This is a genomic window from Microbulbifer maximicatervae (SeqCode) (assembly GCF_052466985.1).
The window spans coordinates 4790112-4814418 of sequence record NZ_CP174298.1; the positions used below are offsets into that span (position 1 = coordinate 4790112).

Below are 24307 nucleotides of genomic sequence, written 5' to 3' on the forward strand. Positions count from 1 at the left end.
CATTGGGGATGATTTGATCGGCCCTAAATGGTGAGAGAAGTAGTGAGACTGCTTACTTGCACTGGCTCCAAGCCATTGTCATTGGCATTAGTACTTGGATATGCCGGGGCTTTGATCATTGGCGGCTTTCTCTAAAAGGACTCAATGATTCTCTAGCTGCTTATTTATTCACCTAATAGGTGAGAATTTACCTCCTTCGTAAGGTGATTTGTAAAAACATCAGCAAACACTCATTTCTCAATGATCGTGTTTGTTAATGTCCTTACTTAGTATTGGCAGTATTCATCATTGTGTGTATAGGACAAAAGCACTGACATACTAGTAATAAAGGCTGAAGGATAAGTTGCTCCAAGAAGAAATATATATCTGTTATGACTTAGATTACCGTTAATAATTGGGCAGTCTTACAAGGGTCTACATAATTTATGTAGACCCTCTAATTTACCTTACTGCATATAAGTTGCGCTGTTATTGTCACCAAGCTGTGTAACATTAATGCTGTCGTTGAAGCCTGTTTGCGTGACCATCAAGAAATTATTATTGCCATCCTGAGATAAAATAGCGGTATCCTGCTGTCCACTCTGAGTTAAATCTATTTCATTTAAACTTCCTGTTTGGTTCAGAGTAGCTGACTCTGAGTCTCCATCTTGCAAGGAGCTAATTAAGTTGTCTTCACCACTTTGCACCGCGTATAGATATGCATCAAAACTGCTTTGTTCAGCGTCTATAGTATTCAAATCATCGATTTGTATGATTTCTGCATAGTGAGAAGACCCACTTTGAGCAAGTAACGAGTCGTTGCTATCTCCTGTTTGGGTCACTGAGGAATTACTATCAAAGGCTTGACTTAATAATGTATCAGCATTATTGCTTGAGCCCTCTTGAATGATTGAGGCAGTGATATTTGCCGAGTCATTATATAGGATAAAGGAGTTATTTTGATCGCCTACCTGTAACAAATAACTTGTACTATCACTGGTGTTATTTGAAGATGACCCAGAAAAGTTGTCGTCTCCATATTGTTCAATTGTATCATTTTGGTTAAAGCTTACATCGTGAACAAAATTGATAGTATTTGAGTTTCCTTGCTGGATATTCACAACGCTATTATCAGCACTTCCGTCATCATCAAAACCACTAACAATATTCGAGTCACCAGTTTGTTGTATTACAATACTGGTATTGGAACTATCTTCCTGAAAAGTTGATGCAATATTATCGTTACCATTGATATCAACTACCAAAGATACAGAGTCAGAGTTTTGTTGAAAGGAGCTACCAATGTTGTTATCTCCTGTTATCGTGAATTCCATTATGCTGTTTGAAGTTAAAGTTTGAAATGATCCGCCGGTATTATTGGAGCCAGTGATGGTATATTCCATCGTGGTATTACTAGTAGAGGTTTGCTGGGTTGCTCCCTGATTGTTATCCCCAACAATGGTCATGATTCCGCTGGAGTCAGTTGTTCCATCCTGAAAGGCAAAAACATCATTGGTATCGCCCTCTTGATACTGAATGATCACTCCATTAGTATTACCATTAGATTGTGACGCTTCAGCAATATTATTATCGCCGATCTGGGTTTGCTCAATCAGGTTATTGCTAATAGTGGGATCACTTTGATCCCCCATTGCGGTATTTCCCGTACCCTCTTGATAGAGGATATATTCATTGTCATCTGCATGAATCAGACCACTGATGGCAAGGGATAGGGTGGTAACGGCTATAGGTAAGATCTTCACAAGTAACTCCTTTACTTCAATTCGTTGTGGCGTTTTGATGACGTCCACAGTACTTCCTGTACAACACAGGTGAAATCCATATCCAATCTCGGTGTAAACGAACGGAGACTACATTCCGCCTCTACCGTCCGCTGGGCATTGGGGGGTGATTTGATCGGCCCTAAATGGTGAGTGAAGTAGTGAGACTGCTTACTTGCACTGGCTCCAAGCCATTGTCATTGGCATTAGTACTTGGATATGCCGGGGCTAAGATCATTGGCGGCTTTCTAAAAAAGACTCAATGATTCCAAATTCTGGTGGGCATAAGTGCTCACCGTTTGTCATAGATATTTCTCCTCTGTAATCCGTTTGATTGGGCTCTCCAAAAGTCGAAATCCAGCTCGTTTCAGATATTGGAGCCTTGGAAAAAGTATTGACAATGAGACTCCTCAGGGGAATGAGAAAAAAGCACTGAGATACTGGGACTAAAGTCGGAAAATATCTGATATTTTCAGTGTGTTAGGATGTGGCTGCTGGGAGGAGAGTTGGATGATAGATTCTGGGAGATAGCTGTCTGAACATACAAGTTCCTAGAGATTGGCACATGGCTTTACTGCAGAGAAATCGCGGTATTATTACCAAATTAAGTAGTGGTGATGCTATCGTTAATTCCTGCCTGCGTGGGCATTATTTAATTATTGTTGCCGTTAAATTGTGTTGCTTCAACGTTATTATTGTCACCAATCTGAGCTTGATTTATTAAGTTGTTAGTGGTTGTTTTTTCAATTTGATCTTCAGTAGCAGTGTTGCCAGTTCTTACTTGGTTGATGAGTAAGTATTGTTCGCCAGGGCCTGATGGTCATGATTGATTGAGAGAATGGTAATGGCTAAAGATAGCACCTTGATGGGAAAATCCTGTCAGTCTTTGATTTATAAGAATTGGAGAAGGGGCCCCGCTCAAGCCTGTCGATCAATCCTGATTGATCATCGGCTGATAGCTTTAAATACTTCTGCTACCGGATACTTCTTTTGGACTGATTCGATCTGCTAAACATGGAATGAGGATTAGTGAGACTGCGGACTTACACTGACATCAAGCCATTGTTGTTGCCATTAATGCTTGTCTATGCCTGAGCTGGGACCTAATCAGAGTATTGCGGAAGAAAGTAATTCTGGATATAGGAGAAAAGCACCGAGAATCTAGTAATAAAGTTTATGAGAACCCCCTTGGTACTAGGCTGTTACTTGGTGTTGCCTGATAATTTACGCTGCAGTTGGTCCTTCATTGGTCCAAGCTTATATATCCATTGCATAACTTGCAAAGTGTGAAGTTTGGCATTTATGGCAGCCTCAAAGACCCCGCTATCGCGATCACAGATTATTGGCTTAACAGCATTGTCTTTGGCAGTCTTTTTGGTGGCCAATGATTTTACGGCCTTCTCCGTCGCTATCCCTGCAATGGAAAAACACTTTAACGCAGATATCTCCACTCTTCAGTGGGTGATTAACGGTTATGCATTGGTTTTCGGGATTTTTATAGTTACTGGCGGGCGCTTGGCGGATATGTTTGGTCGGCGCCGGCTATTTTTTGTTGGAACCTCAATCTTCGTCTTTTTCTCAGTTTTGGGTGGTCTGGCCGTCAATGAATGGATGCTGCTGGGAAGCCGGGCATTAATGGGTGTTGGTGGTGCTCTGATGTGGCCCGCTGTGCTCGGCATGACCTATCAGATCATGCCTGATGACCGCGCCGGTCAGGCAGGCGGTTTGATAATGACGGTGTGTGGCTTTGCGAACTCTGTAGGACCACTGTTGGGTGGTTTCTTTACAGATTTTCTTAGCTGGCGCTGGATTTTTTTTATTAACTTACCCATCGCTTTGGCGGCAATGTTGGTGGGTTGGAAAGTAATTGAAGATGATAAGCCCGATGAGAGCAATGAAAAGGTTGACTATTGGGGGATGGCCTCATTATCAATTAGCCTTTTGGCTTTAATGTTATCTCTGGATTTTGTTATCGATGTAGGATTTAGAAGTCCTTTAGTGATTGGACTTTTAGTAACATCGGTGATTTTCTTTTTGGTATTTGCCTGGGTTGAGTCTCATACTCGCTCTGACCCACTTATTCCCCCGGATGTAGCTACTAATTGGCGCTTTTTTTCTATCTGTGTGGTGACTTTGCTTCTATCGGTCACTTTTGTATCTATGTTGCTTTATATTCCTCAATTTTTAATTAAGGAGTTGAGCTATTCTGCAGTTTGGTCTGGTGCGGGTTTATTGCCGGTGATGATTACCTATGCGGTAGTCTCATATATAGCAGGGTGGTTATATGAATTTTTGGGGGCTCGCCTAATTTTAGCGGGAGCGGCACTCTTTTTAGGTTTGGGTATGTTTTTACTTTCTGGCCTAGTGGTTCGCGATCACTATCTGCACCTGGTACCGGGAATGCTCACTCTCGGTATAGGATTAGGCTTATATTTTCCTACGATAACGACTACTGCGGTTACGGTATTGGGGCCTGCCAGGGCAAGCTTGGCGGCGGCCTTAATTTATATGTTCCAAATTATCGGCGGTGCTATTGGTCTGGCGATGAATACAACGGTTGTTGCGATGGCTCCGGAATTATCTGAAGGTATTGATCGGGCATTTACTGTTAATGCGTGTTTGGCTGCTGCAGCACTGATTGTAAGTTTGCTGTTTGTGAAAGGGGATGTTTCCCAGAAAGAAAAAATCTGAGCAATAAATAATATGGTTTTTCTTAGCCTCTTTCTCTACTGTATGTATATCGCAGAATTGTTACTGCCAATCTGTGAAATGGAGATAGTAGCACCAAAACTCAATTGAATTACCTGGAGAAAGTTGTCTGTACCTAGTTGTAGTAGCTCTGCACTATTAAAGCTGCCGGTTTGAGTGAGATTGATAGTGTTTAGCTCACCCAGTTGAATGATGTCCGCATCATCAATATAACCAGACTGCGTTGAACTTACTTGATTCTGTAGGCCTTGTTGCAGCAACTGTAGTCTTGCACTAAAGCCATCTTGAATGGCTATTAATGTGTTTTGATCAAATTCCTGGTCTATAGCTGCCTCAGAGACTGATCCACTTTGACTAATATCAGCACTATTATCCGATCCACTTTGTGTGACAACACTACTGGCCCCTTCAATAGCGAGTTGTATTGACGTGGCGCTATTACTTGTTCCTGTTTGTGTTATCTCGGAAAAATTATTGATGTTTATCTGGTTGATTGTGGACCCGTTGTTTGTTCCACTTTGAGATGTAAAGGCCTGGTTGTTTTGAGCAAGATTAACAATTATAGAAGCGTGATTACTCTGTCCTTGCTGGATGGAACTGTTAAATCCCTGAATAGAGTTGCTTGTTTGGATGCTAGTAGCACTGGAATCTGTAAGTTGTACTATTGAGTTGGTATTAAAGGCGCCGTTAGTATTTGTTATCCGGGCAGTGTTGTTATTGCCAAATTGTTGAATTTGATTATTGGTTCCCAGAGACTGTATCAGGATAATTCTAGTATCAATATTCTGGCTTCCACTTTGGATAATACTGGCAGAGTTTGCTATGCCACTTTCTTTATCGATAATCTCAGCTCTATTAAAATTACCTAACTGGCTAATAGAGACATCACTAAGAGCAACATCATCTTGGATAGATTCCGAAAAATTTAGGGTTCCTATCTGCGAGATGTTAGCAGTTGTACCAGTGGAAAGGTTTTGTATGCTCGTAATATGATTTAAGGATTGTTCCTGACTGATGCTTATAGTGCTAAACAGTGTACTTGTCTGTGAGGTTTCGGCCTTGTTGAGAACATTAAGCTGGGAGACTGATGTCGTGCTACCCAGGCTGCTGGATTGGACTGACATTAGCTCGTTTGATACGCCTCTCTGCAACTGGATAATAGATCCTTCAGTATTGCCGTTGGATTGCTGAGCCACCACATTATTAAATTCACCATCTTGTGTTTGCATGATGAGATTGTTAATGATGGTTGGGTCGCTTTGGTCCCCTATAGCCCGATTGCCAATACCCTGTTGTGACAGGATATAAGTGTTGGTTGCGAGGGCCTGGCAGCAGAATAGTAAGGTTGATGCCGCGATAAGATAGCCTGGTATGAGCATAATTCCTCCACTGCACAGACTGGCGTAAATCTTTAACTTAGGCTGTATCTTGCCGGCACTGGGCACCGTGTAATGATTGCCATATAAAATTATGGTGAAAATATAATGGTTTGTATATGAGAGATAAGTACTGAATTACTAGGGAAGTAGGTTCAAGCTTTATTCCTGGTTGAGTGTTTGTTTATTGGTGGCTCCGTGTATGTTTCTGTAAATGGAAGTGCTTCCCAATTTGAGTAAACTTGTGAGATACTTCAAGTCCACTTCACCTTTGCCCAGTTTTTCCTGAAAATAGAAATAACCCTATAAAACGTGTGGTTTTTTTTCAGGTTATCTACACAGAAAAAGATTCTTCGCCCCAGTTAGAATAATTCACAGACTACTCATTTTTTTGTTAACTATTTTTGTTAATTGAGTGAGAATAGGGCTCTTTCCCAATCCCTGGAAATGGAATCTCGGGCGATATCCCGCACTGATGCGGATGACTGAAAAGTCGGCGCTTTTGCCTAGGTTGCGGCGCCGCCGGACAGATAAACCCCTGTGTCCTGCTTTTTTTAGGACGCCTTTGATTCTCCAAGCAAAGCAGGCCTGTCGGGGTGGTCTTGTACTGCGAATTATTTGTGTAGGGAGCCTGGTGTTCCCGTAGTTGGTAAGGAGAATGGATTTTGATACCTATCGTTGACCGCGCGCGCGCGGAGTCTATTGCACCTATTTGGCGTATGCCGTTTCGCCCTTTTTTCTGGGGAGCTGCTCTGTGGAGTATGGTTGCCCTGGTTATCTGGCAGGGGCAGTTATTCGGTTGGCAGATGCCGGCTTTTCGAATGGGGGTAGTCTGGCACTCCCATGAGATGCTGTTTGGGTTCGCGGCTACCGTTGTTGTGGGTTTTCTCGGCACGGCCATGCAAACCTGGACTGGTATCCCCTCGCCAAAGGGAACCCAACTTATTGCTTTGGTCGGCCTGTGGCTCTTGGCCCGTTTGGGTTACCTGTTGGCGGCGGTCCCTATTTGGATGCCGGTGATTGCTGAAGTCTCCTTTTTCCTGTTCTCAGCGTTTTTGCTCGGAGCCAGGGTGTTGCGAACCAAGCAGTGGCGAAATATGTTTGTATTGCCTGCGATGCTGATGTTTGCTGCATTGTCCGCTAGCCACTGGTTGCTGCCAGGGGCACAGAGCCGAATCGCCTTGCTGGCTTTGCTGTTGGTGACGGCGATTATTCTGATAATCGGTGGGCGGGTTATACCCTTCTTTACGGCGCGCCGCTTTCACTTGAGCCCAAGAGATAAGATACCGGCTGTAGAGTGGGGTACCCATATTGCTGCGGTGGGCTTGTTGCTATCGGTGGCTGTTGGTTTGCCGCAAATGGTTTGGGCCTTTTTTGCGGTCTCTCTGGGTATTTTGCAGGTGATCCGGGTGGTGCGCTGGCACCCTACAAAAATATGGGCAGAACCGATGGTTTGGTCTCTGCATGTGAGCTACTGGTTAGTTATTTTGGGGTGTTTTCTCGCGGCTCTGGCCTGGAGCCAAATTGCCCCTTCCTGGCAGAGTCCCGCTTTACACGCATTTGCCGTTGGCGGTATTGGCGGATTGATCTTGTCTATGACCAGCCGCGTCAGTCTCGGCCACACAGGTCGGATATTGAAGGCGCCGCGCTTGATGCCCCTGGCTTTTATGGCCCTGGCGTTATCTGCTCTCGCTCGTGTTTTTTGGGCACCTGCCCCGAGTGGTTTGCTCGCAGCAATTATTGCCTGGGTAGTCGGTTACACGCTTTTCTTACTATATTACACCCCGGTGCTTTTCCAGCCGCGCGTTGACGGTCATCCTGGCTAATTCTCTCTATGTGATCTTCAGTTGCTGCGAGAAACCTTATCATCGCAGCAACTGTGGTCGAGTAAAGCCATCATTAACCGGTCTATTCAGAGTCCGCACTAGCTGCCTGGGGTAGTTTGTCTACTTTAGGTACTGTTTCCAGTTCCCGGTCCCACTCGGCTTTACTGGCCATAAAGATATGGGCATTAGGCCTTACATCTATTGGGCGATCCAGGCTGCCAGCGGGAACCGCTAAGAGGCCAATTTCAGGATCTTCTCGTGGCACTGCGGAACCGCATTGATTGCAAAAGCTTTTGCTGTGCCTCGTCCCTGCTAACTTAAAGGTTTTGACCTGTTCTGCACCGGATAGCCATTCAAGTTTCGCTGATGCGAAGAATAGATTTGCTGCATGAGCTGAACCGGTATCTTTGCGGCAGTAACTACAGTGGCAGAGAAAGAAGCCCCCAAAGTCACCTTCAATTTCGAAGTTAATAGTGCCGCATAGGCACGATCCTTTTTGTTCCATTGCTCAATGCTCCTCTATTTAGTTGTACTTATCGTAATTGGGGGAAATTGTGATTTATTTTGGATGTCTCGGTGGGTTTTTGGGGTATCAAACCCGTATGGTCCCGCTCAAATAGGGTACTGCTTTGCCTGAGATAATGACCCTGTCCCCGGCGATGGTGCAATTCAGCAGGCCGCCGCGCTTGGAGGCTTGATAGGCGATCAGCTTTTTCTTATCCAGAATTTGTGACCAGTAAGGGGCTAGCCCTGTGTGAATAGAACCGGTCACCGGATCTTCGGCACCACCATTGGATGGCCAGAAGTATCGGGAGATAAAATCGTACCTATCGGATTTTGCCGTAACGACCACATCGTAGGGGGCGAGCTTTCGCAGGCTGCTCGCATCCTGCTGCACATCCAAAACGTCTCGCTCACTATCGTAGATGGCAAAGTAAGCTTGGTTGTTAAGTAACACCTGGCTTGGTGTTATTGAAAGCCCCTTCAGTAATTCCGGCGGTATGCGATCTATGGGTTGTGGCTCCCTTCGTGGGAAGTCCATGGAAATAATTCCATTTTCCCCTCGGCTTATTGTCATTTTGCCCACAGCGGCAGCATGGAGCTGGAGTTGCTCGCATTGAGGGTCTTGAGAAAAAAGAACATGGGCTGACGCCAGGGTGGCATGACCACAAAAATCAATTTCCGTTAACGGTGAAAACCAGCGAATTCCATAACTGGTATCCGGGCGTTTTACCAGAAACGCGGTTTCGGAAAGATTATTTTCTGCAGCGATGGACTGCATTAAATTTTCATCCAGCCAATCCTCAGTAACAACAACTCCGGCTGAATTTCCGTGAAAGACTTTGTCGGTAAAGGCGTTAATGAAATGAATTTCAAGTTCCATATTTGAACTCCATGGTGCTCCAGTTTTTCAGAAGCGCTGGTGGCGGGCGTGATATTTTATACCCCTAAAGTTCACCAATTTATACCTCTGTAGAGCGGCTTGGGATTGGCTTTAACCTGATCTGGATCAGTTTATCCCGGATGTGAGTCACTAGAGTGACTTGTATTTGTTGCGTGCAAATCAGGGGTGTGAAAATGACGGAGTCCGATGTAGCTATCGTAGGTGCTGGACCGGCGGGACTTTCCTTGGCGGTGATGCTCGCCCGCAAAGGGTGTCAGGTGGCAATTATTGAGCGCCAGGATAAGTCGGCGCTGTCCGCTCCCGTTGATGATGGCCGCGAGATTGCTCTGACACATAAATCCTACAAGCTGCTGCAAGAACTGGGGGCTTGGCAGAGATTATCCCCGGAAGAGATTAGCCCGCTAAATGCTGCCGAAGTAGTCGACGGCAATTCCCCTTCGACACTCCACTTTAGCCCGGGAGAGAGGGGGCCTCTGGGTTTTATTGTCTCCAACTCTGCAATCCGGCGAATTTTATATGAGACAGTTTTGGAGACTGAGAATATAACGCTGCTCGATAACTCGACCGTTACCGGGATGACATTGAGTGGCGCCATGCGTCATCTTGAACTGGCAGAGGGGGAGGGCGTGCGCGCTTCCCTGGTGGTTGCAGCCGACAGCCGTTTTTCTGAAGTGCGACGCATGGCGGGAATTGGCGCCGATATGCGCGACTTTGGCCGAGTGGCGATTGTCGGCCCTGTACGCACCGAATTACCCCACGATGGTATTGCCCGGGAGTGTTTCCGCTACGGCTCGACACTGGCGCTGTTACCTTTGCCCAAGGCAAATATTTCATCGGCCGTGGTTACTGTTCCCGCCAGTCTCTCTGCCCAGATTATGGCGATGGGTAATGAAGAGTTTGCCGGGCACGTATCCCGCGAAAGCGCGTCCCAGCTCGGCGGTGTCGAAGCTTTTGGTGGGCGCCACTGTTATCCATTGGTTGCGGTCTATGCACATCACTTTTTCACTGAGCGCTTTGCCTTGGTGGGAGATGCTGCTGTGGGGATGCATCCAGTGACCGCACATGGATTTAATTTGGGCTTGGCCGGTGCGGATACTTTGGCTCGTCAACTGGATAGTGTTAGCCGTCTATATAACCCGGCCAAGCTGACTCGGGCCTTGGCCCGTTACCAGATGCTGCACCGGGTTGAATCCAAGCCGATTTACTCTGGAACTAATAGGGTGGTGGATTTGTTTACTGACGATCGCCTGCCGGCCAAGTTGCTGCGCAAAATGGTGTTGCGAGTCAGTGATCGCTTTCCCCCAATTCGAAAAGCAATAGTGCACCAGTTAACTCGCTAGCTTATCCAGAGGCTTGTTAAGAGAGTTTTGCTCTTCGTTCTTTTTATAAAAAGTACTTGTGCAAGAAAGAAGACGGTATATGAAGGTGGCCTGCTTGCGGGATTTTCTTCCTTTTCTATACTGATTTGCGAGATGGTAGAGACGGCTTTAACCCCCCGGTGAAAACAAATGCCAATTACGGCTTGACTCACCGGGTCAGCACCAATAGAATGCGCAGCCTCTTGAGTGGTTGGGCAGGTCCCACCGCAGGGAAACAAAGATCAACCAGGCTTTGTTTCTTGGAGTTGTTGCGGGGTGGAGCAGCCTGGTAGCTCGTCGGGCTCATAACCCGAAGGTCGTAGGTTCAAATCCTGCCCCCGCTACCAATTTTACCTTCGGGTAAAATATTTGATTGCGCATTTGTTGTTGCGGGGTGGAGCAGCCTGGTAGCTCGTCGGGCTCATAACCCGAAGGTCGTAGGTTCAAATCCTGCCCCCGCTACCAACTTTCCTTAGGGAAACTTTGATTGCGCTTTCGTTGTTGCGGGGTGGAGCAGCCTGGTAGCTCGTCGGGCTCATAACCCGAAGGTCGTAGGTTCAAATCCTGCCCCCGCTACCAAATTTTGCATTCGTGCACACTGACTGCACGAATGTGCGGTCAAAGCCCCGTCAGGGGCTTTTTCGTATCTGCAAGAAAAGTTGCAGATATTTTTCGAAGTGGGCCGTAGGCCCATTTTTTGTATGTGGTGACGAGAATGGCGAGCAAACGCGAATTGCTGGAAGAGCTTCTGGCGCCGGTGGTGGCATCGCTGGGGTGTGAGTTGTGGGGTATTGAGTACCAAACCCACGGTCGCAACGCGCTGCTGCGCATTTATATCGACTCCGAAAACGGTATTTCCGTTGAGGATTGCGAGAAAGTGAGCCGCCAATCCAGTGCTGTACTGGATGTGGAAGATCCCATCAGTAGTAAGTACACACTTGAAGTCTCTTCCCCAGGGCTCGACCGCCCTCTTTATAAACTGGCCCAGTACGAGCGCTTTATCGGCGCCCAGATTGAAGTTCGCCTGCGTATGCCTCTGGATGGGCAGCGTAAGTGGCGCGGACTGCTGGCCGGTGTAGAGGGTGATGAAGTGGTTCTGCGTGTAGATAGTGAAAACGAATACCTTTTGCCGATCGACAGTATCGAAAAAGCAAATATCATTCCCCAATTTACCAAATAACCTGTAGGAGCCTGAGCTCAGGCGATTTTGAGGCACAGTTGCATGAACAAAGAGATCTTGCTGGTAGCCGAGGCGGTATCCAACGAGAAGGGCGTTGACCAGGAGATTATTTTCCAGGCCATCGAAGCGGCATTGGCAACGGCCACGAAGAAGCGCTACGACGAAGATTCAACCATTGAGGTTATCATTGATCGTCGTTCAGGCGATTACGAGACTTTCCGCAGCTGGGAAGTGGTCGGTGATGAAGTCTTGGCTGAGTTGGGTACCCAGTTCACCCTGGAAGAAGCCCACGAAAAAGATGCTGACCTGAAAGCAGGTGACGTTTTCCGCGAGCAGGTGGAAAATGTAGAATTTGGACGCATCGCCGCACAGACCGCAAAGCAGGTCATCGTACAAAAGGTACGTGAAGCCGAGCGCGCCAAAGTTGTAGACGAGTACCGCGATCGCGTCGGCGAAATGGTTAGCGGCACTGTGAAGAAGGTGACCCGCGACTTTATCGCTGTAGACCTGGGTAATAATGCCGAAGCGCGCCTGCCTCGCGATCAGCTGGTTGGTCGCGAAATTTTCCGACTCGGTGATCGCGTGCGTGCAATCCTGTTGGAAATCCAACCGGAAGCCCGCGGCCCCCAGCTAATGCTGAGCCGCTCCTGCCCGGAAATGATTGTCGAATTGTTCCGCATTGAAGTGCCGGAAATTTCCGAGCAGGTAATCGAAATTAAAGGCGCGGCCCGCGATCCCGGTCTGCGTGCAAAAATCGCTGTAAATACCAACGACGGTCGCATCGACCCGGTGGGTGCCTGTGTGGGCATGCGCGGCGCGCGTGTTCAGGCGGTATCCAACGAGCTGTCTGGTGAGCGCGTAGATATCGTTTTGTGGGACGAAAACCCCGCTCAGTTCGTTATCAATGCGATGGCGCCAGCAGAAATTGAATCCATCGTAGTCGACGAAGACACCGGTTCTATGGACGTAGCCGTGGCAGAGGAAAACCTCGCAATGGCTATCGGCCGCAGCGGCCAGAATGTGCGCTTGGCCTCCGAACTGACCCAGTGGCAGATCAATGTCATGAGCAGTGACGAGTGGCAGAGCAAGCAGGAAGCCGAGTCCAGCTCCATCATGCAGGTGTTTATGGATCGCCTGGATATCGATGAAGATGTTGCCGGTGTACTGGTTGAAGAGGGCTTCGCCTCTCTGGAAGAAGTAGCTTATGTACCCATCGAAGAGATGCTCGCAATTGAGGGCTTCGATGAGGATATCGCTGAGGAGCTGCGCGCCCGCGCCAAGGACACCCTGTTGACCCAAGCGCTGGCATCCGAAGAGAAGCTGGATGCATCTGAGCCCCAGGAAGACCTTTTGAATATGGACGGTATGGAGCGCCAGCTGGCATTCCAACTGGCCAGCCGTGGTATTTCCACGATGGAAGACCTGGCAGAGCAGGCTGTCGATGACCTGCTGGATATCGAAGGTCTCGACCAGGAACGCGCTGCAGCGCTGATTATGAAGGCGCGTGAGCCCTGGTTTGCCGATGACAGCGGCGAAGAAGCTTAAGTGCAGCGAAAAATAACTTACGTATAAGTAACCCCCTCCGACCAAGTGACTTTTAGGAGAGAGAATGGCCGAAGTAACAGTTAGTGAACTCGCCAAATCGGTTGGTGCCACCGAAGACCGTCTGCTCAAGCAGATGAAAGAAGCGGGTTTGCCTCACACCTCTGTGGATGCAGTGGTGTCAGACGAGGAAAAGCAGGTCTTGCTCAGTTTCCTGAAAAGCAGTCACGGGGAGCAGGGCGCCGCGCCGCGCAAGATCACCTTGAAGCGCAAAACCACAAGCACGCTGAAGACTGGCTCTGGCACCGGCCGCAAGACTGTGAATGTGGAAGTGCGCAAGAAGCGCACCTATGTGAAGCGCCCTCAAGCTGAGCTTGAAACCGTAGCGGCAGGCGAAGAATCGAGCAGCCCCGAGCAGGAAGCGGCAGTCGATGCCCTGCAAAATGAGCAGGAAAGACTGGAGGCCGAAGCCGAACGCGCTCGCGCAGAAGCCGAGGCAGAAGCTGCACGCCTAGCGGCGGAAGAAGAGGCGCTAGCCAAAGCCGAAGCCGAGGCGAAAGCCAAGGCTGAAGCCGAAGCGAAAGCCAAGGCCGAAGCAGAAGCAAAAGCCAAGGCTGAAGCCGAAGCGAAAGCAAGCAATGAAGTAAAAGCCGATCAAGATGCGGCTAAATCAGAGGATAAGACCGCGGAAAACGTAGTGAAAAAGGCAGAGCCCGCCGCACCAATCCGCTCAAGCTACTCAGACGATATCGAGGCAATGCGAATTGCCGCGATGGAGCGTCGCAAGCAGCAGGCTGAGCAGGAAAAGCGTGAACTTGAAGAGAAGAAAGCTAAAGTAGAAGCTGACCGACGCGCAGCCCAGGAAAAGAAAGAGAAAGCTGCGCAAGCTGCACAGACAGCCAAGGCTAAGCCAGCACCGGCAAAAAGCGCTGAGAAGACCTCTGAGGTCAAGCCCGCTCTGCGTCGCAAGCTGGAGGCAGCATCCACTGCTCCCGCTGAAGCTGATCGCTCTGAGGACGAGCCGCGTAAGCGTCGCGGTCGCCGCTCCAAGTCCGGCCCGAAAAAATCCAGCAAAACCGCTCTGTACGAACAGGCGCTGGAAGTATTTGAGGAAGACGAAGCATCCAAGCGCAGCACGCGCTCCCTGTCTCGTCCGACCTTGAAGGTTAAACCTACGCACGGCTTTAAAAGGCCCACGGAGAAACAGGTGTACGAAGTACAGTTGGGCGAAACCATCACTGTTGGCGAGCTGGCCAAACAGATGAATGTGAAAGCCGGTGACCTGATCAAGCGCCTGATGAAAATGGGCGAGATGGTTACTATCAACCAGAGCCTGGACCGTGAAACTGCACAGCTGATCATCGAAGAGATGGGCCACAAGGTGGTATTCCGCTCTGAGAGCGAGCTGGAGGAAGCGCTGGTTGCCGAGACCCAGGCCAGTGAAGGCACTGAGGTGTCCCGCGCACCGGTAGTTACCGTTATGGGTCACGTTGACCACGGTAAAACCTCCCTGCTGGACTACATCCGTAAGACCAAGGTGGCTTCCGGTGAGGCCGGTGGTATTACCCAGCACATCGGTGCTTACCGTGTGAAAACCAGCCAGGGCGAGATCGCTTTCCTGGATACCCCGGGACACGCCGCCTTTACCGCAATGCGCGCCCGTGGGGCCCAGGCAACTGACGTAGTTATCCTGGTAGTGGCTGCTGACGACGGTGTGATGCCGCAGACTGAAGAAGCTGTGAACCACGCCCGCGCTGCCGGTGTACCGCTGGTTGTTGCAATCAACAAGTGCGACAAAGAAGCTGCCGATCCCGATCGTGTTAAAAACGAGCTGGCTGCGAAAGATGTAATTCCTGAAGACTGGGGCGGTGATACCCAGTTTATCAATGTGTCTGCACACACTGGTGAAGGCATCGACGACCTGCTGGAAGCGATTTCCCTGCAAGCAGAGATGCTGGAGCTGAAGGCCAAGGTCAAGGTACCGGCAACAGGTGTTGTGATCGAATCCCGCCTGGAAAAAGGTCGCGGTGTTGTGGCGACCCTGCTGGTACAGAACGGCGAGCTGAAGCGCGGCGATATCGTACTGGCAGGCCAGAGCTACGGCCGTGTTCGCGCCATGACCAACGAGCTGGGCAAGCAGGTTAAAGAAGCTGGCCCTTCAACTCCGGTTGAGCTGCTGGGTCTGGACACCACACCCAACGCCGGTGACGAGTTCATGGTGGTTGCGGATGAGCGCAGAGCTCGTGAAGTAGCTGAACAGCGCGGTGATAAAGAGCGTCGTGAGCGTATGCAGCGCCAGCAGGCGGCCAAGCTGGAAAACATGTTTGCGAACATGGAAGCCGGCGAGCGCAAAGTACTGCCGGTTGTTATCAAAGCGGACGTTCGCGGCTCCCTGGAAGCTATCCTGGGCGCATTGGCGGATATCGGCAACGAAGAAGTTTCTGTCAACGTCGTGTCCAGCGGTGTAGGTGGTATCGCCGAGAACGATATCAACCTGGCCCTGACCTCCGGCGCTATCGTACTGGGCTTCAACACCCGTGCTGATGTGGCTGCCCGAAAGGTTGCTGAGACAGAAGGCGTAGAGATTCGTTACTACAGCGTGATCTACAACCTGCTCGACGAAGTGAAGCAGGCGCTGTCCGGTATGCTTGATCCGGAAATACGTGAAGAAATCGTGGGTATTGCCCAGGTTCGCGATGTATTCCGCTCACCGAAGTTTGGCGCCATTGCCGGTTGTATGGTTACTGAAGGTACCGTCTACCGCAACAAGCCGATCCGTGTACTGCGCGACAACGTTGTGATCTATCAGGGTGAACTGGAATCCCTGCGTCGCTTCAAAGACGATGTGCAAGATGTGCGCAACGGCATGGAGTGTGGTATCGGGGTTAAGGACTACAACGACGTTAAGTCCGGTGACCAGATCGAAGTTTACGATATCGTTAAGGTTGCTCGCGAACTCTAAGGAGTTCCGCAGCGGATCGAGGATAAACCCGCGCGGCCTAGCCGTGCGGGTTTTCCTGTCTTTAAACCGCCATTCTCAATAGGTAAACAATGGCAAGAGAATTTCATCGCGCAGACCGCGTCGCCGACGCCATGCGCCGCGAGCTGGCCCAGCTGATCCAACACGAGATCCGCGATCCTCGCCTGGGTATGATCAACGTCAATGATGTTGAAGTCAGCCGCGACCTAACCGTTGCTAAAGTTTTTGTCACCCTGGTGGGTGAGGATGATCGCAGCAAAATTAATATCTCTATCGAAGTGCTGAATAAAGCCGCCGGCTTTTTGCGCACGCAGCTCGCGCGCGCGATCCAGATTCGCACTATTCCCCGTTTGCACTTCCGCTACGACGAGACCTCGGTGCGCGGCCAGGCGCTGTCTGCCCTGATCGACAAGGCGGTTAAAGAAGATCGCAAACACCAAGACGACGATAGCGACTCCAACGAAGATTAATCCATGGGCCGCAGACCAAAATGGGGCCGGCCGGTTCACGGCGTGCTGTTATTGAACAAGCCCGCCGGGATTACCGCCAATGACGCCCTGCAAAAAGCCAAACGACTCTTTTTCGCCAATCGCGCCGGTCACACCGGAGCGCTGGACCCCCTGGCAACCGGCGTGTTGCCGATCTGTTTCGGCGAAGCGACCAAGTTTTCCCAGTACCTACTCGATGCGGACAAGCGCTATCGCAGTACTTTTGTTTTCGGTATGACTACAGCCAGTGGCGATGCTGATGGCGATGTACTGGAAACCAAAGATGCTTCCGGTTTGACCGAAGAAGCTGTGCTGAAAGCGATGGAAGCCTTTCGCGGTCCCATCAAGCAAGTGCCGTCCATGTACTCAGCCCTCAAGCACAAGGGGCAGCCGCTGTATAAGTTGGCACGACAGGGCTTGGAAGTGGAACGCGAGGCGCGGGAAGTAGAGATTTTTGAATTTGAACTGCTGAGCTTTACACCGGGCGCTCAGCCCCGTGCAGAAGTTGAGGTTCACTGCTCCAAGGGCACTTATATTCGCAGTATTGCCGAAGACCTGGGCCAGGCCCTGGGTGTCGGTGCCTATGTGGAAGAGTTGCACCGCAGCGCCGCCGGTCCCTACGTCGAGGCCGATTCAGTGACCCTGGATGAGCTCACCGAGGAGCGCGGTGAGGGAATGGCGGAGGAGTTGGATCACCACCTGTTATCGGTGGATTCTCCCGCCTCCTCGCTGCCCAAACTCACCCTTCCGGACGAGTCTGGTTACTATGTGCGTCAGGGGCAGCCGGTAATGGATTTGCAGGTCTACCGTATCGGTGAAGAAGGTGATATGGTGCGCCTCTTCCTGGAAAATGGCGATTTTCTGGGCGTAGGAGAAATTACTGACGACGGGTGCGTAGCGCCTCGGCGTCTGGTAAGTAGTACTTAAGCAGAAAACGCTATATTGGTGAGAGCCGATAGCGGTTGATGTGAGAGTATTGCAATAGTGAGTAGCTGGTCTGTAAATATGCACGGGCCAGCCGAATCTTTTAAAGCATATTACGACGAGGTTAATCGTTATGGCACTGTCTGCAGTAGAAAAAGCAGCAATCCTGAAAGAGCACGGCCAATCTGAAGGCGACACCGGTTCTCCGGAAGTCCAGGTAGCCCTGCTGACTGCCAACATCAACAAACTGCAGGGTCACTTCTCTGCGCATAAGCAGGATCACCACTCTCGCCGTGGTCTGATCCGCATGGTAAACCAGCGTCGCAAGCTGCTGGACTACCTGAAGCGCAAGGATCTGAACCGTTACGCACAGCTGATCGCTAAGCTCGGCCTGCGTCGCTAAGACCCTGGAATGCCCGCCTCTGGCGGGCTTTCTTCTTTAATGCTTGCTGAAAAGTGGCGCTGTTGTCACTTTTCGGCAGTTTCGCAACACAACCCCAGGGGCAAATATCCCGGCGGATGTGCTGCGTTTGCACCGGCCACCCGGGTCGGTAGCGGTACATCCCCGTATCGCTCTGGACTGAAGGTTTGGAACTTCTATCCAGGCAACCACTGTAGGGGTTACTGGAATGGGCCAGTAACCGTAAGGAAATAGGAAAAAAACTAGTGAATCCAGTAAGCAAAACTTTCCAATACGGACAACACCAAGTCACCATCGAGACCGGCCGTATCGCGCGCCAGGCTACCGGTGCTGCCCTGGTTAGCATGGGAGAGACTGTTGTCCTGTGTACTGTTGTCGGCGCTAAAGAAGCCAAGCCAGATCAGGGCTTCTTCCCGTTGTCCGTGCACTATCAAGAAAAAGCCTACGCGGCTGGCAAAATTCCCGGTGGTTTCTTCAAGCGTGAAGGCCGCCCGTCTGAAAAAGAAACCCTGACTTCCCGTCTGATCGATCGCCCGATCCGCCCGCTGTTCCCGAACGGCTTTATGAACGAAGTTCAGGTGATGTGTACTGTTCTCTCCGCTGAGAAGGACATGGACCCGGATATCGCTGCCATGATCGGCACTTCCGCAGCGCTGTCTGTTTCCGGTATTCCTTTCGCAGGCCCAATCGGTGCTGCGCGCGTGGGTTACACCCAGCAAGACGGCTACCTGCTGAACCCGGGCTACGAAGCTCTGAAGACTTCCGAGCTGGACATGGTCGTTGCCGGTACCAAAGACGCCGTACTGATGGTGGAGTCTGAAGCTCAAGAGCTGCCGGAAGACATTATGTTGGGTGCGGTACTCTACGCACACCAGGAAATGCAGGCCATTATCAAGGTTTGTGAAGAGCTGAAAGCGGAAGCGGGCAAGCCCCAGTGGGACTGGCAGGCTCCGGCGGAAAACACCGAACTGAAAGCTGCCCTGGACGCTCAGTTTGGCGAGAAGGTTGCCGAAGCCTACCGCATCACCAACAAGCAAGAGCGCAGCACCCGCCTGGCGGAACTGCGCAGCGAAGCCGCTGAAGCTCTGGCTACTGAAGAAATTAGCGCCGATCTGGTAAAAAGTTACTTCGGCAAGCTGGAGAAGAAGCTGGTGCGCGGCGCTGTAGTGCGCGGCGAGCCCCGTATCGACGGTCGCGACAGCAAAACTGTACGTTCGATCGCTGTGGAAGTTGGCGCTCTGCCCAAGTCCCACGGCTCTGCGCTGTTCACCCGTGGTGAGACCCAGGCTCTGGTAGTGGCTACCCTCGGTTCCACTGGCGATGCACAGATCATCGACGCCCTGGAAGGTGAGCGCAAAGACTACTTTATGCTGCACTACAACTTCCCTCCCTACTCTGTAGGTGAAGCGGGTCGTGTAGGTGCTACCGGTCGTCGCGAAATCGGTCACGGCCGTCTCGCTCGCCGCGGTATCGCTGCAGTTCTGCCGAGCCCGGACAGCTTCCCCTACACCGTGCGTGTAGTTTCCGAGATCACTGAATCCAACGGCTCCAGCTCCATGGCTTCCGTCTGTGGTTCCAGCCTGGCGCTGATGGATGCGGGTGTTCCGCTGAAGGCACCGGTAGCCGGTATCGCTATGGGTCTGGTGAAGGAAGACGAAGGCTACGCGGTTCTGACCGATATCCTCGGTGACGAGGACCACCTCGGCGATATGGACTTCAAAGTAGCGGGTACCGCCTCTGGTGTAACCGCGCTGCAGATGGACATCAAGATCGAAGGTATTACCGAAGAGATCATGGAGACCGCTCTGGAGCAGGCTCTGCACGCGCGTCTGCACATCCTCGCGGAAATGAACAAGGTGATCGACTCTTCCCGTACCACCGTGAATGAGAACGCACCGCGCTACGCGACCCTGAAGATCCACCCGGACAAGATCCGCGACGTGATCGGTAAGGGCGGTGCGACTATCCGCTCCATCACTGAAGAGACCGGCGCCTCCATTGATATCGAAGATGACGGCACTATCAAGGTCTTCGGTGAAGACGGTGAGAGCCTGGAAGCGGCGGTAACCCGCATCGAGGAGATCACTGCGGAAGCTGAGATTGGCGCTATCTACGAAGGTACCGTGGTACGTATCGTAGACTTCGGTGCGTTCGTTAACTTCCTGCCGGGCAAAGACGGTCTGGTGCATATCTCCCAGATCGCTGAAGAGCGCGTAAATGCCGTAACTGATTACCTGAGTGAAGGTGAGAAGATTAAGGTTAAAGTACTCGACGTTGACCAGCGTGGACGTATCAAGCTTTCTATCAAGGAAGCCAAGGCCGATGCAGCTGCCGCTGAAGAAGCCAAGCAAGCTTCCGACGAAGCTTAAGTCTACGGACTGAAAAAACCCGGCTTTTAAGCCGGGTTTTTTTGTATCTGCCGAAGCGGAATTGTCGCTTATTACCGGTTTTCTATTAGAATTCTGGAAAAAAAGGGCAAAACATTGGACAACTTCTGGCTGATCGACATTCTCCTCACCCTCGCCGCACTGCTGATTGCCAATCAGTACTGGCGTCTTACCAATGCTCGCTTCCAATCAGCTGCACTCTTGGTGATGGCGGGTCTTCTATTTATCGCTGTCTCCGCGATTGTCGGTGCCTATCGCTACGGTATTGATCCCGGGGCAACCCAATTACACCGGGCTTTACTGCAACTATCCGGGTTTAGTTCGCTGTTGCTAATTGGAATAGGGTTGGTTTGGGCACGTTTCGAGATAGGTATTGGACAGAGTACCCGGGGACCCGCTTATGTAGTGCTGGTGCTGGTATTGGCCTCGTCTATTGGCGTCTCGGAAAGTGGCAGGTTATCGCCGCAGGAAGTGACAGAGGTATTTTCCGCCCTGGGGCTTTTGTTGTGGTTGTGGGTTGCAATGATGGAATTGATGTCACCGCGACGACTATCGCCACCGGGTCCTTTGTTACTGGGGGCAGGGGCAGTAGTCATTGCAATGGATGGATTGTTTGTGGGTACCGGCGCTCCGCGAGTGCTGGGCTTGGCGCGTACAAACTGGTTCCACCTGCTGCTGGGCCTTTCGCTGTTTTCACTGTTGGCTGCCCGCCCGTTATTTGAAAAGGACAATAATTCAAATGAGTAAAGTTACTACTGAACTTCGCGGAGGTTGCCACTGTGGCGCTATTCGCTATCGGGCGCGGCACGAGCGCGACTCAGAGGAGAAACTGGTAGCCCATGCGTGCAATTGCTCGATGTGTGAGAAAGTGGGTTTTCTGCACGTCATTATTCCCGCTGAAAACTTTAAGCTGGAGTCTGGGGAAAAAGACCTGGATTGTTATACGTTTAATACGGGGGTGGCCAAGCACCTGTTTTGTCGCCATTGCGGCGTTAAGTCTTTTTATGTGCCGCGCTCCAACCCGGATGGCTATAGTCTTAATGCGCGCTGTTTTGATGAGAGACCCGGAGACTTGGAGGTCGAACCTTTCGATGGTCAAAACTGGGAGCAGAACGCCGCAGAGCTGGCCCATCTCAGTAAATAAGTCGCGTAAAGAAAGTGATGCTCCAATTAATATCAGGTGATATGAGAGCCTATGGAAACTGGTCTGGTCTACGCTGTCTTACTCGATCGCAAAGGCTCGGGCCGAGAGCTTTCCTGGGCAGAGGTGAAATCCTGGCAACCTGATCAGGGAATTCTCTGGCTGCATTTTGACTACGACAGCACCAACACCGTCGAGTGGCTGCAACAGGATAGTGGACTCACAGCTACGGCGATAGAGACCCTGTCTGCGAAGACAACGCGCCCCTGTGTAATGACTGTGGATCAGGGGCTGATGTTGGCTATGTACGGCATTGAGCGAAAATCCAAACCGCGCGCAAAGGATATGATCGCCATTCGCATTTGGGCCGAAGAAAACCGTATTATCAGTACCGGCCGACGGAAGTTACTTTCAGAGGATGACTTGCTTTCTCGCTTGCGCAGTGGCTTTGGTCCCCGTGGAACTGCGGCTCTTTTGATGTCCCTGGCAGATCTGTTGGTCTTGCGTATGTGTGATCGGGCCGAAGACTTTGAAGAAAAAATTGATGACCTGGAAAACCTGTTATTAGATAGGGGGGGGGCGGAGCTTTCTTCCCTACTGGTTCGGCTGCGCAAGAGAACTATCGTATTGCGACGCTACTTATGCCTGCAGCGGGAGGTGCTCGGGCGTTTGCAGCAGGAATCCCTATCCTGGTTTGATGAGCACAGCCACGCCCTCTTGGGAGAGGTAAATGATCGGTTACAGCGCCATATCGACGATATCGATGCGGTAAGGGAGCGCGCGGCAATCGCTCAGGAGGAATTGTTGAGTCGCACTTCGGATCAGTTGAATAGTCGTATGTATGTACTATCAGTGGTGGCAGCAGTTTTTCTGCCGCTGAGCTTTCTCACTGGATTGTTTGGGATTAATGTCGGCGGTATTCCCTGGGGACAGTCGTCCTTGGGCTTTATTGCTTTTTGCATCTTGCTGGTGGTGGCATTGGCCGGACAAGTCGCTTTATTCTATTGGAAAAAGTGGTTGTAGCGCTCTTTCGCTGTTTTTGAATTCAATAGTCGCTCAGGGATACGTGTAATTTTGGCGATATAGCAGTTAATTACGAAAATTTTATAGATCTTACAATTCGATCTGCATTTGCCATTATTGTATAAGCAATGGTTGAACCTGCAATATTGGGGAAGTTAGCGGAATCCACAATATGGACGTTCTTGAAGTTTGCAGGCCGTCCTAACAGGTCAGAGGAAAAGGTTTCGTGTTCCCCCTTCATTGGGAAGCTTCCACCGCTATGGTAACTTTTCCCCGGAGGAAGTACTTTCAAATAAAAGGGAGGTACTAACCCCAACTTAATTAAGCTGCGCCTTATCAATGATTGAGTTCTTGCTATAACCCAGCGGGCCCTGGGGTTTTCAACCCCTTTTATTTCTACTGTAGAGCTATCTGGGCGTTTGTTAGTTAAAGTCAATTCCAGAGTGTCCGAATCTTCCGAAGATAAGAAACCCTGAATGATATATAAGCGGTCCAAGGCAAGATCTTTTGAGATAAATGATGGCAATAAAGCCGCAACCTGGTCTTCAATGATTTGACTGCGGCCATATAGTTGAAGGTGAATCTGTTCTGGGCTTATGTTAGCATTTTCGATTTCCAGGAAGATTTCTGCTAACGTGAATTCAATTTCATAGTGATGTCTTTTATAGGTAAAAAAAGGAAAAAAGAAATATTGACTGCTTTTGATCTCAATGGGAGTATTTAGCAGGTTAAGGGATCTTGCTACGATAGTGGTTGTGGCGAAGTGTCCCGCAGCCAAGAAGACTTTCTCTGCAAAAAAACTGTATACCTTTCCATCGTCTATGCTAACCGCAATAACTTCAACTCCCTCTTTGTTCTCTTTTAGCTCCAATACAACAAATCCCTGGTGTATGGTCAAACCATCCTTTTGCAAATCTTCAAATAGTGTTTTGGGGTTGAAGATAGATTGATATACACAGCCGTAAAGGCAGTGCCCGCAATATCGACATCCACGTTTACCAGAGCTTGCATCCACAGCTAGCCGAGCCCGGCCAAACTCAATGCCATTACTCCGGAGGTTGTCTTCGACATTGGTGAGTTTTTGCAATATAAAATCTGTTGCTGGGTTTCTTTTCAGGGTTTCAAAATTTTCCGAAAACAGTGGGAATTCTGTCTGGAGGTTGTCTGGCTCCGCACTTATTGGCATAAATCGGAGAACATTTTTGTAAGATGGGGCCAGTTTACTTAGGGAGAGTGGCCAGTTTCTTAATTGGCGCTCGCTGTAGGGAAGGATGGCTGCACCCCACACATTTCCAAGGCCACCAAAGCCGTGGGAAAACTCTGTGTTGCAGTTGGTTGTGTTTACTTGAAAATGTTCTGGGGTTCTGTAAGGAAAGTCAGACCCAAAGATATACCTTCTTTCGACGCCGCTGCTGGAGACTTTGGGGGGAGGGAAAATCCGTTTTTTTTCTTCATCTTTCCAGCTGTCCACATGTTTTTGCGATAAGGTGTGAACCTGGTGCTTAGTGTGATGTTCAAGATCATATGAGACGTCAATGACTTCGACTTCTTGCCCAATATCTTGCAATGCCTTGACTGTAGCGATACTCGCAGGACCACTTCCGACAACTAGGTTCTTAATCCTGTCCACTGAAAGCCCTTCCCGCCAAGCATGCGGTTTATGCGTGGGTTAAAGTTCTCCTCAATAAGCAAAATTGTAGCTGGATTGGGTTTTCAGTCCGGTGTCGTTCACTTTGTCGGTAAATTGGTTAAGCCCCTTCCGATCCCCTGCGGAAGAGGCTGTGTGC

19 protein-coding genes and 3 tRNA genes are annotated in these 24307 nt (G+C 50.1%); 17 read left to right on the forward strand and 5 right to left on the reverse strand.

The annotated features are described in order from the left end of the window. Positions 1–446: 446 nt before the first annotated feature. Positions 447–1790, reverse strand: coding sequence for a hypothetical protein (locus tag ACJJI3_RS21070; RefSeq protein ID WP_444940843.1), 1344 nt, complete (start codon positions 1788–1790; stop codon positions 447–449). A 535-nt stretch (positions 1791–2325) separates the two neighbouring features. Between ACJJI3_RS21070 and ACJJI3_RS21075 the strand changes: the two genes are divergently transcribed. Together ACJJI3_RS21075 and ACJJI3_RS21080 are read left to right on the forward strand one after the other, a co-directional pair. Beyond that, on the forward strand, positions 2326–2484 hold the full coding sequence (locus ACJJI3_RS21075; protein WP_444940844.1) for a hypothetical protein: 159 nt from the start codon (positions 2326–2328) through the stop codon (positions 2482–2484). 578 nt (positions 2485–3062) lie between these two features. Beyond that, positions 3063–4451 (forward strand): MFS transporter, encoded by a 1389-nt coding sequence (locus ACJJI3_RS21080; RefSeq protein ID WP_444940845.1) that lies wholly within the window; start codon positions 3063–3065, stop codon positions 4449–4451. A 35-nt stretch (positions 4452–4486) separates the two neighbouring features. Here ACJJI3_RS21080 and ACJJI3_RS21085 read toward each other — a convergent pair whose 3' ends face one another. Further along, complete coding sequence (locus tag ACJJI3_RS21085) at positions 4487–5848, reverse strand: hypothetical protein (protein ID WP_444940846.1); 1362 nt, start codon at positions 5846–5848, stop codon at positions 4487–4489. Positions 5849–6510: 662 nt separating this feature from the next. Here ACJJI3_RS21085 and ACJJI3_RS21090 point away from each other — a divergent pair. After that, positions 6511–7671: an NnrS family protein gene (locus ACJJI3_RS21090; protein WP_444907373.1), complete on the forward strand. Its 1161-nt coding sequence runs from the start codon at positions 6511–6513 to the stop codon at positions 7669–7671. Between the two features lie 82 nt (positions 7672–7753). Here ACJJI3_RS21090 and ACJJI3_RS21095 read toward each other — a convergent pair whose 3' ends face one another. Together ACJJI3_RS21095 and ACJJI3_RS21100 are read right to left on the reverse strand one after the other, a co-directional pair. Further along, on the reverse strand, positions 7754–8176 hold the full coding sequence (locus tag ACJJI3_RS21095; RefSeq protein WP_444940847.1) for a GFA family protein: 423 nt from the start codon (positions 8174–8176) through the stop codon (positions 7754–7756). An 87-nt stretch (positions 8177–8263) separates the two neighbouring features. After that, a complete protein-coding gene (locus tag ACJJI3_RS21100; protein ID WP_444940848.1) occupies positions 8264–9055 on the reverse strand; it encodes a PhzF family protein in 792 nt (263 codons plus the stop codon). 194 nt (positions 9056–9249) lie between these two features. Here ACJJI3_RS21100 and ubiM point away from each other — a divergent pair, with 194 nt between their 5' ends. The 14 genes from ubiM to ACJJI3_RS21170 all read left to right on the forward strand — a co-directional run bounded on the left by ubiM (position 9250) and on the right by ACJJI3_RS21170 (position 22520). Then, positions 9250–10416: a 5-demethoxyubiquinol-8 5-hydroxylase UbiM gene (gene ubiM / locus ACJJI3_RS21105; protein WP_444940849.1), complete on the forward strand. Its 1167-nt coding sequence runs from the start codon at positions 9250–9252 to the stop codon at positions 10414–10416. Between the two features lie 288 nt (positions 10417–10704). Beyond that, positions 10705–10781: transfer RNA gene (locus ACJJI3_RS21110), tRNA-Met, on the forward strand. A 41-nt stretch (positions 10782–10822) separates the two neighbouring features. Beyond that, positions 10823–10899: transfer RNA gene (locus ACJJI3_RS21115), tRNA-Met, on the forward strand. A gap of 37 nt (positions 10900–10936) precedes the next feature. Continuing rightward, positions 10937–11013, forward strand: a tRNA-Met gene (locus ACJJI3_RS21120). A 136-nt stretch (positions 11014–11149) separates the two neighbouring features. Continuing rightward, positions 11150–11614, forward strand: coding sequence for a ribosome maturation factor RimP (gene rimP, locus ACJJI3_RS21125; RefSeq protein WP_108734364.1), 465 nt, complete (start codon positions 11150–11152; stop codon positions 11612–11614). 42 nt (positions 11615–11656) lie between these two features. Next, on the forward strand, positions 11657–13159 hold the full coding sequence (gene nusA / locus ACJJI3_RS21130) for a transcription termination factor NusA (protein ID WP_413663186.1): 1503 nt from the start codon (positions 11657–11659) through the stop codon (positions 13157–13159). 64 nt (positions 13160–13223) lie between these two features. Next, positions 13224–16118 (forward strand): translation initiation factor IF-2, encoded by a 2895-nt coding sequence (infB, locus tag ACJJI3_RS21135; RefSeq protein WP_444940850.1) that lies wholly within the window; start codon positions 13224–13226, stop codon positions 16116–16118. Between the two features lie 89 nt (positions 16119–16207). After that, on the forward strand, positions 16208–16606 hold the full coding sequence (rbfA, locus tag ACJJI3_RS21140) for a 30S ribosome-binding factor RbfA (RefSeq protein ID WP_444940851.1): 399 nt from the start codon (positions 16208–16210) through the stop codon (positions 16604–16606). A gap of 3 nt (positions 16607–16609) precedes the next feature. Further along, positions 16610–17551: a tRNA pseudouridine(55) synthase TruB gene (gene truB / locus ACJJI3_RS21145; protein WP_282931410.1), complete on the forward strand. Its 942-nt coding sequence runs from the start codon at positions 16610–16612 to the stop codon at positions 17549–17551. A gap of 130 nt (positions 17552–17681) precedes the next feature. Then, the gene (rpsO, locus tag ACJJI3_RS21150; RefSeq protein WP_252083174.1) at positions 17682–17951 is read left to right on the forward strand and encodes a 30S ribosomal protein S15; all 270 of its coding nucleotides are present in this window, start codon (positions 17682–17684) and stop codon (positions 17949–17951) included. Between the two features lie 263 nt (positions 17952–18214). Next, positions 18215–20338 (forward strand): polyribonucleotide nucleotidyltransferase, encoded by a 2124-nt coding sequence (pnp, locus tag ACJJI3_RS21155; protein ID WP_444918105.1) that lies wholly within the window; start codon positions 18215–18217, stop codon positions 20336–20338. A 114-nt stretch (positions 20339–20452) separates the two neighbouring features. Beyond that, positions 20453–21103 (forward strand): hypothetical protein, encoded by a 651-nt coding sequence (locus ACJJI3_RS21160; RefSeq protein WP_413663183.1) that lies wholly within the window; start codon positions 20453–20455, stop codon positions 21101–21103. Continuing rightward, complete coding sequence (locus ACJJI3_RS21165; protein WP_413663182.1) at positions 21096–21500, forward strand: GFA family protein; 405 nt, start codon at positions 21096–21098, stop codon at positions 21498–21500. The genes ACJJI3_RS21160 and ACJJI3_RS21165 overlap by 8 nt, the downstream gene beginning before the upstream one ends. A 51-nt stretch (positions 21501–21551) precedes the next feature. Next, the gene (locus ACJJI3_RS21170) at positions 21552–22520 is read left to right on the forward strand and encodes a zinc transporter ZntB (RefSeq protein ID WP_444940852.1); all 969 of its coding nucleotides are present in this window, start codon (positions 21552–21554) and stop codon (positions 22518–22520) included. A gap of 70 nt (positions 22521–22590) precedes the next feature. Here the strand turns inward: ACJJI3_RS21170 and ACJJI3_RS21175 are convergent, their stop codons facing one another. After that, positions 22591–24087: a hypothetical protein gene (locus ACJJI3_RS21175; RefSeq protein ID WP_444940853.1), complete on the reverse strand. Its 1497-nt coding sequence runs from the start codon at positions 24085–24087 to the stop codon at positions 22591–22593. Positions 24088–24307: the final 220 nt, after the last annotated feature.

Excerpts from the sequence above, each read along its gene's own strand:
- ACJJI3_RS21095 (WP_444940847.1), bottom strand. The coding sequence starts at position 8,176 with ATGGAACAAAAAGGATCGTGCCTATGCGGCACTATTAACTTCGAAATT.
- ACJJI3_RS21075 (WP_444940844.1), top strand. The coding sequence starts at position 2,326 with ATGGCTTTACTGCAGAGAAATCGCGGTATTATTACCAAATTAAGTAGT.
- truB (WP_282931410.1), top strand. The coding sequence starts at position 16,610 with ATGGGCCGCAGACCAAAATGGGGCCGGCCGGTTCACGGCGTGCTGTTA.
- ACJJI3_RS21080 (WP_444940845.1), top strand. The coding sequence starts at position 3,063 with ATGGCAGCCTCAAAGACCCCGCTATCGCGATCACAGATTATTGGCTTA.
- ACJJI3_RS21170 (WP_444940852.1), top strand. The coding sequence starts at position 21,552 with ATGGAAACTGGTCTGGTCTACGCTGTCTTACTCGATCGCAAAGGCTCG.
- ACJJI3_RS21165 (WP_413663182.1), top strand. The coding sequence starts at position 21,096 with ATGAGTAAAGTTACTACTGAACTTCGCGGAGGTTGCCACTGTGGCGCT.
- infB (WP_444940850.1), top strand. The coding sequence starts at position 13,224 with ATGGCCGAAGTAACAGTTAGTGAACTCGCCAAATCGGTTGGTGCCACC.
- rbfA (WP_444940851.1), top strand. The coding sequence starts at position 16,208 with ATGGCAAGAGAATTTCATCGCGCAGACCGCGTCGCCGACGCCATGCGC.
- ACJJI3_RS21100 (WP_444940848.1), bottom strand. The coding sequence starts at position 9,055 with ATGGAACTTGAAATTCATTTCATTAACGCCTTTACCGACAAAGTCTTT.
- nusA (WP_413663186.1), top strand. The coding sequence starts at position 11,657 with ATGAACAAAGAGATCTTGCTGGTAGCCGAGGCGGTATCCAACGAGAAG.
- ubiM (WP_444940849.1), top strand. The coding sequence starts at position 9,250 with ATGACGGAGTCCGATGTAGCTATCGTAGGTGCTGGACCGGCGGGACTT.
- ACJJI3_RS21085 (WP_444940846.1), bottom strand. The coding sequence starts at position 5,848 with ATGCTCATACCAGGCTATCTTATCGCGGCATCAACCTTACTATTCTGC.
- rpsO (WP_252083174.1), top strand. The coding sequence starts at position 17,682 with ATGGCACTGTCTGCAGTAGAAAAAGCAGCAATCCTGAAAGAGCACGGC.
- rimP (WP_108734364.1), top strand. The coding sequence starts at position 11,150 with ATGGCGAGCAAACGCGAATTGCTGGAAGAGCTTCTGGCGCCGGTGGTG.